At 58.6% G+C, this 13,492-nt stretch carries 11 protein-coding genes; 8 read left to right on the top strand and 3 right to left on the bottom strand.

What is annotated here, in order from left to right; all coding sequences use genetic code 11:
* Window positions 1–24: 24 nt before the first annotated feature.
* The 5 genes from cpdA to HF945_RS13625 all read left to right on the top strand — a co-directional run bounded on the left by cpdA (window position 25) and on the right by HF945_RS13625 (window position 6,988).
* Window positions 25–831, top strand: coding sequence for a 3',5'-cyclic-AMP phosphodiesterase (gene cpdA, locus HF945_RS13645; RefSeq protein WP_290523115.1), 807 nt, complete (start codon window positions 25–27; stop codon window positions 829–831).
* A 256-nt stretch (window positions 832–1,087) separates the two neighbouring features.
* Window positions 1,088–1,696 carry a YqiA/YcfP family alpha/beta fold hydrolase gene (locus HF945_RS13640; protein ID WP_290523114.1) on the top strand — a complete coding sequence of 203 codons (609 nt, stop codon included), beginning with the start codon at window positions 1,088–1,090 and terminating at the stop codon, window positions 1,694–1,696.
* Window positions 1,697–1,752: 56 nt separating this feature from the next.
* Window positions 1,753–3,639 (top strand): DNA topoisomerase IV subunit B, encoded by a 1,887-nt coding sequence (gene parE, locus HF945_RS13635; protein ID WP_290523113.1) that lies wholly within the window; start codon window positions 1,753–1,755, stop codon window positions 3,637–3,639.
* 162 nt (window positions 3,640–3,801) lie between these two features.
* A complete protein-coding gene (gene parC, locus HF945_RS13630) occupies window positions 3,802–6,045 on the top strand; it encodes a DNA topoisomerase IV subunit A (RefSeq protein ID WP_290523112.1) in 2,244 nt (747 codons plus the stop codon).
* A 64-nt stretch (window positions 6,046–6,109) separates the two neighbouring features.
* Window positions 6,110–6,988, top strand: a complete 879-nt coding sequence (locus tag HF945_RS13625; protein WP_290523111.1) for an acyltransferase — start codon at window positions 6,110–6,112, stop codon at window positions 6,986–6,988.
* Here the strand turns inward: HF945_RS13625 and HF945_RS13620 are convergent, their stop codons facing one another.
* Together HF945_RS13620 and HF945_RS13615 are read right to left on the bottom strand one after the other, a co-directional pair.
* A complete protein-coding gene (locus tag HF945_RS13620) occupies window positions 6,989–7,738 on the bottom strand; it encodes a TIGR04219 family outer membrane beta-barrel protein (protein WP_290523110.1) in 750 nt (249 codons plus the stop codon).
* A gap of 2 nt (window positions 7,739–7,740) precedes the next feature.
* Window positions 7,741–8,481 carry a TIGR04219 family outer membrane beta-barrel protein gene (locus HF945_RS13615; RefSeq protein WP_290523109.1) on the bottom strand — a complete coding sequence of 247 codons (741 nt, stop codon included), beginning with the start codon at window positions 8,479–8,481 and terminating at the stop codon, window positions 7,741–7,743.
* 140 nt (window positions 8,482–8,621) lie between these two features.
* Here HF945_RS13615 and HF945_RS13610 point away from each other — a divergent pair, with 140 nt between their 5' ends.
* The 3 genes from HF945_RS13610 to HF945_RS13600 all read left to right on the top strand — a co-directional run bounded on the left by HF945_RS13610 (window position 8,622) and on the right by HF945_RS13600 (window position 10,709).
* Window positions 8,622–9,146 carry a DUF4262 domain-containing protein gene (locus tag HF945_RS13610; RefSeq protein WP_290523108.1) on the top strand — a complete coding sequence of 175 codons (525 nt, stop codon included), beginning with the start codon at window positions 8,622–8,624 and terminating at the stop codon, window positions 9,144–9,146.
* A gap of 68 nt (window positions 9,147–9,214) precedes the next feature.
* The gene (locus HF945_RS13605; RefSeq protein WP_290523107.1) at window positions 9,215–9,751 is read left to right on the top strand and encodes a DUF2058 domain-containing protein; all 537 of its coding nucleotides are present in this window, start codon (window positions 9,215–9,217) and stop codon (window positions 9,749–9,751) included.
* A 121-nt stretch (window positions 9,752–9,872) separates the two neighbouring features.
* A complete protein-coding gene (locus HF945_RS13600; protein ID WP_290523106.1) occupies window positions 9,873–10,709 on the top strand; it encodes a S1-like domain-containing RNA-binding protein in 837 nt (278 codons plus the stop codon).
* 547 nt (window positions 10,710–11,256) lie between these two features.
* Here HF945_RS13600 and HF945_RS13595 read toward each other — a convergent pair.
* Window positions 11,257–13,449 (bottom strand): TonB-dependent siderophore receptor, encoded by a 2,193-nt coding sequence (locus HF945_RS13595; protein WP_290523105.1) that lies wholly within the window; start codon window positions 13,447–13,449, stop codon window positions 11,257–11,259.
* Window positions 13,450–13,492 lie beyond the last annotated feature (43 nt).

Below are 13,492 nucleotides of genomic sequence, written 5' to 3'. Positions count from 1 at the left end.
GAGCATGGTCACGGGAGCGGGGATTTGACGCAGCAGTTGCAGCCCCTTCGAATTGTGCAGTTATCGGACTGCCATCTGTTTGCCGATGTCAGCGGCAAGCTGCTGGGTCTCAATACCCAGTTCAGCCTGGATAAGGTACTGGAGCTGGTCCGCAGGGAGCAGCCGAACCCGGACCTGATTCTGGCCACCGGAGATTTGTCCCAGGATGCGTCCTTTGAGTCTTATCAGCGGCTGGATGATGCGCTGGAAAGCTTTCAGGTGCCGGTGTACTGGCTGGAAGGCAACCATGACAAGCCTGCCCCCATGCTGGAGGCGCTGCACGCCCAGCGGGATCGAATGAGCCCGTGTGTCCTGGAGCAGGGTGCCTGGACCATCGTCATGCTGGATTCCACCATTCCCGGCGAAGTGCCCGGGGAGCTGTTTGACGAAGATCTGACGTTTCTTGATAACGCCCTGCGCAATGCCCGCGGCGAACATCTGATGGTCTGCCTTCATCATCACCCTGTGCCAATGGGGTGCGCATGGTTGGACACCCAGCTGGTGGGCAGCGCAGACAAATTCTTTGAGGTGATCGATCGCCATCCCAAGGTGCGGGCGATTATCTGGGGGCATGTTCACCAGGAATATGACAGTACTCGCAATGGCGTGCGCCTGATGGCCGTGCCCAGTACCTGTGTGCAGTTCAAGCCCGGCAGCGAGGATTTCGCGGTGGACGACGCCAACCCGGGCTACCGCTGGCTGGATCTGCACGCCGATGGCCGCATCGACACGGGTGTGAGCCGGGTGGAGGGGATCACCTTTGAGGTGGACTTCAGCGTTAAAGGCTACTGAAAGGCAGTTAATAGTTAACAGTGAACAGTTAATAGCGTCGCGTTAGCGTGTCATGTGATCTGAAAGGATAGAGGCCGCGCCCAGAATTTGGACGCGGCCTCATGCCTTTAAACACAAAGAAAAAGCCTGATAAAGCTTGACAGGGTATGCTGCTCGGGCAGCCTTCACTGTTCACTGTTCACTGTTCACTGTTCACTGTTCACTGTTCACTGTTCACTGTTCACTGTTCACTGTTCACTGTTGAGGATCTGATCCCATGGCACCAGAAACCTCCCTTCTCTATATTCACGGCTTCAACAGTTCCCCGGCATCCCACAAGGCGGGTTTGTTGCGTGATGTGTTCGAGCGGGCCGGGTGCCCGGAGCGGCTGATCACGCCGGCGCTGCCGCCGTCCCCCCGCCAGGCTATGGCGGAACTGGATGCGGCCATTGCCTCGGCCGGGCCAGTGGCGTTGCTGGGCTCGTCTCTGGGGGGCTTCTATGCTACCTGGCTGGCAGAGCACCATGATCTCAAGGCGGTGGTGGTCAATCCGGCGGTGCGTCCGTGGCGACTACTGGACAAATACACAGGTATCCAGCATAACTATCACACCGGCGAGGCCTGGGAGTTCGACCCGGCCTGGCTGAATGAGCTGCGCCGCTACGAAGTGGAGGCGATTTCCCAGCCGGAAAACCTGCTGCTGCTCACCCAGACCGGGGACGAAACCCTCAACTGGGAGGATGGCTGGGACTATTATGGCGACTGCCACCGCTATTGCGGCTTGGGTGGAAGCCACGGCTTTGATAACTTTGACGCCTTCATACCGCTGATCCTGCGGTTTTGTGGCCTGGAAATACACGCTGGAGGCCAGACGCCGAACGCCTGACGTACCTGTTTGCGTCTGGCGTCGGGCATCATGCGTCCGGCGCTTTTGGGATATTTATGACCAATAATTATACGTCCGAAAATATTGAAGTTTTGTCGGGCCTGGAGCCGGTGCGCAAGCGTCCCGGCATGTACACCGATACCACCCGCCCCAACCACCTTGCCCAGGAAGTGATCGATAACTCCGTCGATGAAGCTCTGGCAGGGCATGCCAAGTCCATCAAGGTCACCCTGTTCAAGGATGGTGGCGTGGAAGTGGAAGATGATGGCCGTGGTATGCCGGTAGATATTCATCCGGTAAAGAAGAAGCCGGGGGTGGAAGTGATCCTCTCTACCCTCCATGCGGGTGGCAAGTTCTCCAACAACAACTACCAGTTCAGTGGCGGTCTGCACGGGGTGGGGGTGTCCGTGGTGAATGCCCTTTCCACCAAACTGGAAGTGTTGGTCAAACGTGATGGCCAGCTGCACCGCATTGAGTTTGGTGACGGTGAGAAACGCAGTGATCTGGAAGTGATCGATACGGTGGGCAAGCGAAACACCGGTACCATCCTGCGTTTCTGGCCGGATCCGTCCTACTTCGATTCGCCGAAGATTTCCGTTTCCCGCCTCAAGCATCTGCTGCGAGCCAAGGCCGTGCTGTGTCCTGGCCTGAAAGTCATTCTGGAAAACCAGGTCAACGGTGAGAGCGAGACCTGGCAGTTCGAGGATGGCCTGATCGAGTACCTGCTGGAATCTGCCACCGGTTGGGAGCGAGTCCCTGAAGAACCGTTCAACGGTGCCATGAGCGCGGAAACTGAAGCGGTGGACTGGGCGGTGATGTGGTTGCCGGAAGGTGGCGAGTTGGTGCAGGAATCCTATGTGAACCTGATCCCCACGGCCCAGGGCGGTACCCATGTGAACGGCCTGCGTTCCGGCTTGCTGGATGCCATGCGCGAGTTCTGCGAATTCCGCAACCTGTTGCCGCGGGGCGTGAAACTGACCCCGGAAGATATCTGGGACCGCGCCGCCTATGTGCTCAGCGTGAAGATGCAGGACCCGCAGTTTGCCGGCCAGACCAAGGAGCGACTCAGTTCCCGGCAGACGGCCGCCTTTGTGTCCGGCGTGGTCAAAGATGCATTTTCCCTGTGGCTGAACCAGCACACGGATGAAGCAGAAAAATTGGCGGATCTGTGTATCAATAATGCCCAGAAACGTCTGCGTGCCGCCAAAAAGGTTACCCGAAAGAAAGTCACCAGTGGTCCGGCGCTGCCCGGCAAGCTGGCGGATTGCACCAGCGATGATCCGGCCCAGAGTGAGATCTTCCTGGTGGAGGGGGATTCAGCAGGCGGTTCTGCCAAGCAGGCCCGGGATCGAGTGTTCCAGGCCATCATGCCGCTGCGCGGCAAGATCATGAATACCTGGGAAGTGGACTCTGCCGAAGTGCTGGGTAGCCAGGAAATTCATGATATCGCCGTGGCGCTGGGTATTGAGCCGGGCAGCGACGATCTCAACGGCCTGCGTTACGGCAAGGTCTGCATCCTTGCCGATGCGGACTCCGATGGTCTGCATATCGCCACCTTGATCTGTGCCTTGTTCCTGCGGCACTTCCCGGCATTGGTGAAAAACGGCCATGTGTTTGTGGCCATGCCGCCGCTGTACCGCATCGATGTGGGCAAGGAAGTCTATTACGCCCTGGACAAGGAAGAACGGGAAGGCGTGCTGGACCGCATCAAGGCCGAGAAGAAGCGGGGCAAAGTGAACGTGACCCGCTTCAAGGGCCTGGGTGAAATGAACCCGCTGCAGCTGCGCGAAACCACCATGGCCCCGGATACCCGCCGTCTGGTGCGCCTCTCCATCAGCAGTGATGATGAAACCCATCAGCTGATGGACATGCTGCTGAGCAAGAAGCGCGCCTCCGACCGCAAGGGCTGGCTGGAAGAGAAAGGCAATCTAGCTGAAGTCTAACGCTTCACGCAACATGCTTCACGCTTCACGCGGGGGCTGTTTGAAGCTGGAATGAATGACAAAAATTGGAACAATCTTCTGGTTTGTTCTTTTCGTGGAGCGCAGCGAAAGCATGTTGCGTGAAGCGTGAGGCGTGCAAGCCAGCGAGTATAGCGAGCAAACATGGCTGACGATTTTGAAAGTTTTCCCTTAAGGGAATACACCGAAAAAGCGTACCTGGATTATTCCATGTACGTGATTCTTGACCGGGCCTTGCCGAACATCGGCGATGGTCTGAAGCCGGTGCAACGGCGCATCGTGTATGCGATGAGCGAACTGGGTCTCAAGGCGACGTCCAAGTACAAGAAGTCTGCCCGTACTGTGGGTGATGTGCTGGGTAAGTATCACCCCCACGGGGATTCTGCCTGTTACGAAGCCATGGTGCTGATGGCTCAACCCTTCAGTTACCGCTATCCGCTGGTGGATGGCCAGGGGAACTGGGGCAGCGCGGATGATCCCAAATCCTTCGCGGCCATGCGTTATACCGAATCCAAGCTGGCGCCCTATTCGGAAGTGCTGCTCTCCGAGCTTGGCCAGGGTACGGTGGAATGGTTGCCGAATTTCGACGGCACCATGGAAGAGCCCAAGATGCTGCCGGCCCGGCTGCCCAATGTGTTGCTCAATGGCACCACCGGTATCGCGGTGGGCATGAGCACGGATATTCCGCCACACAACCTGCGTGAGGTCGCCAACGCCTGTATCCATTTGCTGAAAGATCCCGGGGCGTCCCTGGATGATCTGATGGAATACATCCAGGGGCCGGATTTCCCCACCGAGGCGGAGGTGATCACTTCCCAGAACGACATCATCCGCATGTATGCGGAGGGCAAGGGCTCCCTGAAGCAGCGTGCGGTCTATGAGCGTGAGGAAGCGGACATCGTCGTCACTGCGCTGCCGTATCAGGTGTCGGGTGCCAAGGTGCTGGAACAGATCGCCGACCAGATGAACAAGAAGAAGCTGCCCATGGTCAGCGATCTTCGTGACGAGTCCGATCACGAGAATCCCACTCGTCTGGTGATTACGCCGCGCTCCAATCGTGTGGATGTGGAACAGCTGATGAGTCACCTGTTCGCCACCACGGATCTGGAAAAGAACTACCGGGTAAACCTGAACATGATCGGCATCGATGGCCGGCCACAGGTGAAGAGCCTGGATACCATTCTCAATGAGTGGTTGCAGTTCCGTATGGTCACGGTGCGCCGTCGTCTGCAGCACCGCCTCGACAAGGTACTGGATCGTCTGCATATCCTGGAAGGTCTGCTGGTTGCCTTCCTCAACATTGATGAAGTGATTCATATCATCCGCACCGAAGATGTACCCAAGCCGGTGCTGATGGAGCGTTTCGGTATTTCCGAACGTCAGGCGGAAGCGATCCTCGAACTGAAATTGCGCCATTTGGCCAAGCTCGAGGAAATGAAGATTCGTGGCGAGCAGGACGAGCTCAACGAAGAACGGGAAAAGCTGGAAGCCACCCTCGGCTCCACCGCGAAGATGAAAAAGCTGGTGGCCAAAGAGCTCAAGGAAGATGCGGACAAGTACGGTGATGATCGTCGTTCCCCGCTGGTGGAGCGTGACGCCGCTGCCGCGCTGGATGAAACCGATCTGGTCAGTGCGGATCCGGTGACCGTTGTGCTGTCCGAAAAGGGGTGGGTCCGTGCCGCCAAGGGCCACGATGTGGATGTGGTGGGTCTCAGCTACAAGGCGGGGGACAAATACCGGGCCTCTGCCAGGGGCAAGTCCAACCAGCCAGTTTGCTTTATCGACAGTACCGGGCGCAGCTATTCATTGCCTGCGCATACCCTGCCCAGCGCCCGTGGTCAGGGTGAACCCCTGTCCGGTCGGGTGAACCCTCCGTCCGGGGCGGTCTTCATGGCAGCGGTCATGGGCAAGGACAAGGATGCCTACCTGATGAGTACCGACGCAGGTTATGGCTTTGTGGTCCGGTATGCCGATTTGCTGGCCAACAAGAAGGCAGGCAAAACCGTGCTGAGTGTGCCCAAGGGAGGCAAGGTGTTGCCGCCCCAGGCGATTGCCAGTACCGGGAATGATCTGATTGCGCTGGTCTCCAACGAGGGGCGCCTGTTGGTGTTCCCGGTGAAGGAGTTGCCGGAGATGATGCGGGGCAAGGGCAACAAGATGATGTCCATCCCCTCTGCACGGGTGCAGTCCCGGGAAGAGTTTGTTCAGGATGTGCAGGTGGTGGGTCCCCAGGATTCCCTGACCATCTATGCCGGCAAGCGTCACCTGACGCTCAAGCCGTCGGATCTGGAACACTATTACGGTGAACGGGGCCGGCGTGGTGCCAAACTGCCGCGGGGGTTCCAGAACGTGGACAGCATGGCGGTGGAACGCAAGGATGATGCCTGAGGGATGCCGGCCTGCGGGCCGGTGCTCACAGGAACGCTGAGCAGTAGAAAAAGAGGGAAGGGCGATGGTGAGGGGCGTCACGACGATTCTTTTGTTGCTGGTGAACACGCTGGTGTTGATTGGTCCGATGATGCTCGTGGCACTGCTCAAGCTGTTGCCCGGCAAGGGATGGCGGCGGCTGTGCTCGCGGGTGGTAATGGGGATTGCCGAAACCTGGGCCGAAATCTGCAAGGCCATCTTTGCCCTGATGACCCCCACTCGCTGGGACATCCGCGGTGTGGAAAACCTGCGCCAGGACACCTCTTATCTGGTGGTGAGCAACCACCAGTCCTGGGTGGATATTCCTGCCTTGGTGGAAGCCTTCAATCGCAAGACCCCCTATTTCAAGTTCTTCCTCAAGAAAGAACTGATCTGGGTGCCGTTTCTGGGCCTGGCTTTCTGGGCGCTGGATTACCCCTTCATGAAACGCTACAGCAAGGCGGTGCTGGACAAGCGACCCGAGTTGAAGGGCAAGGATCTCGAGATCACCCGGCGGGCCTGTGAGAAGTTCCAGGGCATCCCGGTGACCGTGGTGAACTTCCTGGAGGGCACCCGCTTCACCGCGGCCAAGCAACAGGCCCAGGCATCCCCGTACCGGCACCTGCTCAAGCCCAAGGCCGGTGGTGTGGCTTTCGTTATGGCCGCGCTGGGCGATAACCTGGATGCGTTGCTGGATGTCACCATCGTCTATCCCCAGGGCAAGCCGCCAGGCTTCTGGGCGTTACTCTGCGGTGAGGTAAAAACCGTGGTGGTGGATGTGCAGACCCGGCCGCTGGACCCTGCCCTGTGGCGTAGCGATTATCAGGACGACCCCCAGTTCCGGGCGGAAGTGCAGCAGTGGGTCAGTGATCTCTGGCACGACAAGGATCAGCGCATCAGCGAGCTGCAGCAAGCCCTGTCATGATCAGAAGTGCAGTGTCAGCGCCAGGTAGGGGCCGCCGAATTTCAGGTTGATCGCGCTGTCACTGTCCTCGTCCAGTTTGATGAACATCTGGCTGAAGCCCACTTCCACTCCGAACAGGAAATCACTGCGCCAGCCCGCCCGCAGGGTGAAATCGGCCAGTTGATCCTGATCCAGATAGATCCCGTTGACCTCAGCGCCGAACCAGGCGTTGTCGGACAGCAGCCGGAAGGGGTAATGCGCCGCGAGGTGAAGCTGGGGAAGAGTGTCGTCAATGGCCTGGTGACCCTGTCGGGTGGCGGATTCCAATACCAGCTCCCCATCCAGGCGCCGCAGGGTAAGGCCCGCATCCAGGCGAAGATCATTGTCTTGCGCGAAGGCGTAGTAGAGCGTGCCGTCGAGAATTTCCAGATTCAGATCACTGTGCAGGGGGTTCCCGGACGGGAAACGTGTGCCGCCCAGGTCCAGTGCCTGGCTGGGCCGGGATTGGCTGTCTGCGCGCAGTGACAGGTAGCGCAGGCGAGCCTGGGGAAACAGGCCAGCATCGTGTTCCAGCTGCAGCTGGGCGCCAGTCTGGCGGACGTAGCCAAAACCCAGATCATTATCCAGGTCCACGGGGTCGCCGCCGGAGGCGATGGTACCCTCCAGTTCGCTGTCCCATGAAAACCCCCCGGCACTGATGCGCATGTCAGCAACCGCGGCACTGGCTGCGCAGGTGAGCGCCAGGGCCAGCGGAAAATGGCGTAGCAGCATGATCAGAAGCCCAGCGACAGGGCAACGTAGGGGCCACCCATATCCAGATCCGTGGTGAGATTGGCAACGTCATCCAGGTCCAGATTGATGCGGCTGTAGCCGACCTCCACTCCCAACAAAAAGTCCGATCGCCAGCCCATGCGCACGTTGTAGTCGTTCATGCTGGAGTCGTCGTACTTGATGGCATTCAGTTCTGCGCCGAGATAGGCACCGGTGGAAGGGATGTCAAACCGGGCTGCGGCATGGACCAGTGGCAACATCTCGTCGACGTCCAGTCTCGAATCACTGATGATGCTGTTGAGGCGCACGAACCCGTCGACATGGCGAACGGTCAGGCCCAGGTCCAGCTTCAGGGTGGTATCGATGGGCGTGTAATAGAGCGTGCCCTCCAGCATTTCCAGCTCAAGTTCGCTGTCTACCCGGGTGCTGGCCACATATTGATTGCCGTTGAATTCAAAACTGCGTTGCAGGCGGTTACTGGCGGACTCATAGAGATCAAAGTAACGCACCCGGACATTGGGAATCAGCGGCACAGCATGCTCCACACCGAGCCAGATCACGCTCTGGTCGGCCTTACCCATGCCCAGATCGTCTTCCACATCGATGTTGGCCCCCCCGGATGAAATGGTGCCAGTGAAATCCGCATTCCAGTTATAGCCACCCCCGTAGAGCGTTAATCCGGGGGCGGCGTGCAGGGCGGTGCTGGCGAGCAGTGCCGATGTGGCGAGCAGTATCCGTTTCATGATCAGTCCCTGGGCAGAAGGTGTGCCCTGCAGTGTAGCGCAGCTGGATGGAAAGGGGCCAAGGTCCTTGTCTTTCTGTTAAACTGATCACCGTCAATCAGTCTTGGCTATCAGCCCTTTCCACGGAGTCAGACCACCCCATGTTTCTTGACGAAATGCCCGGCAAATTCCGCTATCCGGCCCCGGAGGATGCGGAAGATGAAGCCCTGCTTGCGGACATTCAGCGTAAGGGCTGGCACCACTTTGCTGTTGCCGGCGGCGATGGCCTGCCCGGGTATACCTTCAGTGTGGGGCATTTTCTCAATCTGAATCACCCTGAACTGATTGTGGTAGGGCTCAAGGATGCACTGGCCAGTCGCCTGCTGGACAGCGCGGCGGTCCGTATTCGTGGCCTGAACAAGCCCTACCAGCCCTATCGGCTGTACAGCGATATCGCCGATGGTCTGGAGGTGATGTTCCTGCCGGTGGCTTTTCCGCACTACAAGGAATACCTGGGTTTCGCCAACTGGTTCTACCAGAGCCTGCCGGCCCCTTACCCAGCATTGCAGATGGTGTGGCCGGATCCCAAGGGGGTATTTCCCTGGCAGCCGGGTTATGACAAGCGTTTCAGTCGCGCCCAGCCCCTGTTGGGGCCTGCTCCGGCAACGCCCCTGAACCGGGGCTAGGCGCATGATTGTGCCTGGCGGACACTCCGACCTACGATAATCCCAGTCATTGCAACAGAGAGAACCCCATGAGCTCCTTGCAGGAACAACTGATGAAGTCCGGCCTGGCGGACAAGAAAAAGGCACGCCGGGCCAAGCAACAGAAACGTGAAGAGGTCAACAAGGCAAAGCGGGGCGAGATCGAGCTGGAAGACCCGGCCGAGCGTGCCCGCCGCCAGCGTGAAGCGCAGGCAGAGGCTGACCGTCAGCGTGAAGCACAGCGCAAGGCGGAGCGCGAGAAGAAGGAAATCGCCGCCCAGATCAAACAGATGATCGAGCAGAGCCGTATCGACCGCAGCAAGGGCGATGTGGCCTACCAGTTTGTGCAGGAAAAGAAGATCAAGAAAGCCTGGGTGACGGGCAAGCAACAACAGCAGCTGGAGCGCGGCCAGATTGCCATCGTGTCTCTGGGTGACAGCTATGAGCTGGTGCCCACGGTGGTGGCAGAGAAGATTCGTCAGCGTGATGAACAGGCGATCCTTCTGCTCAACGAGCGCGGCAGCCAGGAAGTGGACGAGGATGATCCCTACAAGGACTTCCCGATTCCTGATGATCTGATGTGGTAATGAGCCGCAGCATGCAACACGCATCACGCAACAACGTGGTTGAGGCGGGGGAAACCTTCAGCTTTGTGCCCGCGATTCTGGCCGGAGCAGGCCGCCCTTCACTCCGCAAACAGGTTTTGATATGACTTCTTCTTCGTTGACGCTGGGGCGTCGTTATTCGCTGGAAGTGATTCGGGCGGTACGTAATGGCCTGTTGCTGGACGGTGGCAGTCTGGGGGATGTGTTGCTACCGAGTCGCGAGGCCGGGGATCTGGCACCGGGAGATAGCGTGCTGGTGACGCTTTATAACGATGGTCAGGGCAGTACCATGGCGTCGGTGAAAGCGCCCAAGGTGCTGCGCGGAGAGGTGGCCAGTCTGGGCGTGGTATCTACCAGCAAGCTGGGCGCGTTTCTGGACTGGGGCATGCCCAAGGATTTGCTGCTGCCGTTTGCCGAGCAGACCGGCCCTCTGCGTCCCGGCGGCCGTGCACTGGTCATGGTGACCACGGACCGGGAAGGGCGGCTGCTGGCCAGTGCCAAACTGGATCGTTTTCTCAAGGACACCTGCAATGAATTCCAGCAAGGCGATGAGGTGGCCCTGGTTGCCGCCCGTGAAACCGATCTGGGCTGGAAGATGGTGGTCAACAATCGCTATTGGGGCATGATTGCCCGCAAGGAACTGCGTGCCCCGCTCAAACACGGACAGCGTGTCACCGGTTACGTGCAGCGCCTGCGTGAAGACGGCAAGCTGAGCCTGTCCCTGAACGCGCCGGGTGCGGCCAAGAGCGATGCGCTCAGTGAGCAGATCATGGCTGCGCTGGAGCAGGCAGGTGGAGAATTGCCGCTGGGTGACAAGAGCGCGCCGGATGCCATTTTTGAGGCCTTTCGCTGCAGCAAGAACGCGTTCAAGCAGGCTATTGGCGGGCTCTACAAGGCGCGCAAGATCGTGATCGAAAAAGACCGTATCCTCAAGGTCTGAACGGGGAGAGATAAGAGAGGGGAAGAAGCGAGTTTCGAAAGGCAAAGCCGGCCTCGTGGAAAGGGGGGTGGGTAATGAGCTTCGAGATGCGTTTCTGGAATCTTTGCCTCGCTTGGGCTCGGATCGCCCAGACAAGCTGGGCTCCTACATAAAAATGCGCGCCTCTGTAGGAGCCCAGCTTGCCTGGGCGAAGCGACAGAAGGGGGCATGTCCGACAGAGGATTGTGGTGCCACCGGCAGCAAAAACCGAGCTCAGCAGTCCCCCCTAAGCCAGCAGGCTTTGCCGTGGGAGATTCAGCTTGCTGAACGAATGGGGTCTCTGTTCATGGATGCTGTGTCAGCCTGAGAGCACTTCGGCCAACAAGTTGCCTCTCCCCGACTCTATCGGCGTTTCTGGAATCCTTACCTCGCTTGGGCTCGGATCGCCTGCAGGCAGGCTCCTACGGAAAGACTTCGGTAGCAGCACTTTCCCGTTCATCCGCAATGAACCTAAAAAAAGCCCCGGCAAGATGCCGGGGCGAAGGTGGTGCAATGTAGAGCTTGCTGCCTAGAACCGGTAGTCCAGTGACAGGCTGTATTTGCGGGCATCCCCGTAGTAGCCGCCGTTATAGAAGCCCAGGTTGTTGAAGTACTTTTCATCCGTCAGGTTGCTGACATTGGCGGCCACGCCCAGAGCGTCGCTGACCTGATAGCGCGCCATCAAATCCACCAGCGTGTAGGCATCCTGAACGAACTTGAAGTCACTGCTGGCACCGGGGCGGGTCACATAGGCATAGGTCTTGTTCTGCCAGGAGACGGCCGCACCCACGGTCAGCCCCTGAAGATTGCCCTGGAAACCGTACTGGGTGCCAACGCGCACCATATCTTCCGGTGAGGTGGTGTTAACTTCATCCCCGTCCGGGGCTTCCGTGATGCGGTAGGTATAGCCAGCCTGAACCTGCCAGTGAGGAAGAAGCTCGCCGGCCGCTTCCAATTCGAAACCATTGGTTTCTGCGCCATCCACTGCGCGATAGGCAACGGAGTTCGGCGGGCCACCGGCAATCGGTTGGCCTGTGGATTCTGCCAGATTGTCCTGATTGGTTCTGAAAACAGCGACGGTGGTATTCAGACGGCCCTGGTTGAACTCGCTTTTCAGGCCGGCTTCGAGACTGTTCCCTTCTTCCGGGTCCAGAATCTGGTTGTTGGCATCGCGCACGGTTTGCGGCTGGAAGATGCTGGTATAGCTGGCATAGACCGAATGGTGATCACCAAGGTCATAGATCACACCCAGATAGGGAACCACCTCGCCATTTTCCTGGTAGTGCTCATCCAGTGGCCCCTGCCAATTCACGCCTTTGCTTTTTGTTTCCCAGTCCACCACCTGGCCACCGGCAATGACAGCAAGAGAGTCTGTCGGTTTAAAACGGGCGGTGGCGTAAAAGCTGGTTTGCGAGGTGGTCTGTTTTTCTACCGTGTTGGGGGTGTCCCAGGCGGGTTTGGGAATGTTGCCATCCCAATTCAGCAGGTTCGGGACCACGTTGTTGAATCCGATGGGTGACTGCCCGGTGTAATCGCGGTCGGCTTCCGAGTGGCTGGCGCCCACCACCAGTTCATGTTGGCGGCCAAACAGTTCGAAGGGACCATTGGCGTACAGATCGAAGGTGTCCTGGGTTTTGTCTTCCACATAGCGGCCCGACCACAATGTCTTGCCGCTGCCATCGCGATTCAGTTGCCCGCCACCGGCGGAGGCAAGTTGGGCATCGTAGTTGTTTTCTTGCAGGGTATACGCGAATTTGCTGTACCAGCCATTATCGAATTGATGCTCAAGATTCACGAATACGGTCTGGCTGTCCTGCGCCCAGCTACTCCAGTCGGTCGCCGGGTTGATGTCCCGATCCAGATCGGCAATGCCACCATCGCTGTAGAACAGCGGGACGCCGCCCCAGGTGGACCCCATGGGGTCATAGTCCATGTAGTCCATGCCCACGGTCAGCATGGTGTTGTCGAACAGGTCCGCTTCGACGATACCGTAGAACACCTGCTTTTCATTGTCATAGTGGTCGAGGAAGGATTCTCCCTGCTCGTAGGCGCTGACGAAGCGGCCACGTACCCGACCGCTGCCAATCAGCGAACCGCCCACGTCCAGTTCACCCCGGTAACCGTCCCAGCTGTTAAGCTCGGCGCCGACCTGACCGGAAAAATCCCGTGTGGGTTTCTTGCGGACCAGATTGACGGTGGCAGAGGGGTTGCCAATGCCATTGAGCAGCCCACTGGCACCTCGCAGTACCTCGATCCGATCATAGATGATGGTGTCGGAGAGAGCGGCCTGCTTGCCCAGGGTGCTGATACGGGTAGAGGGCATGCCATCATAGAGGAAGTTGGTGATCTCGAAACCGCGGGCGAACAGCTGCAGGCGTTCGGTGTCCTGGGCATTGACGGTGACACCGGGGGTGCGCTGCATGACTTCGGCCACACTGTCCAGATTGAAATCATCCATTTGCTGGCGACTGATTACGGAAACCGATTGAGGCGTTTCCCGTGGAGACAGCACCATTCGCGTTGCCGTATCGGAGGCACGGGTGCCGTATCGTTCACTGCCTTCGCTTGTCATACTGGCATCACGGTCATTGATGCTGCGAGTCTCCACCTCGACTTGTTCCAGTGAGTGGGCGGTATCGGTTGGCGTGGCGGGTTCGGCATGAAGCTGGCCGGCAGCAACAAGAATGCCGCTGGTCAGCAGAGATAAACGAAAGTGGTACATGGTTTCCCCAGTGGTCGCTTGCATAATAGTGGGTGCCCATGGG

This window comes from Alcanivorax sp. (assembly GCF_017794965.1).
GTDB lineage: Bacteria > Pseudomonadota > Gammaproteobacteria > Pseudomonadales > Alcanivoracaceae > Alcanivorax.
Note: the sequence above shows the minus strand (reverse complement) of the source record. Positions and strands in the feature narration are given on the sequence as shown.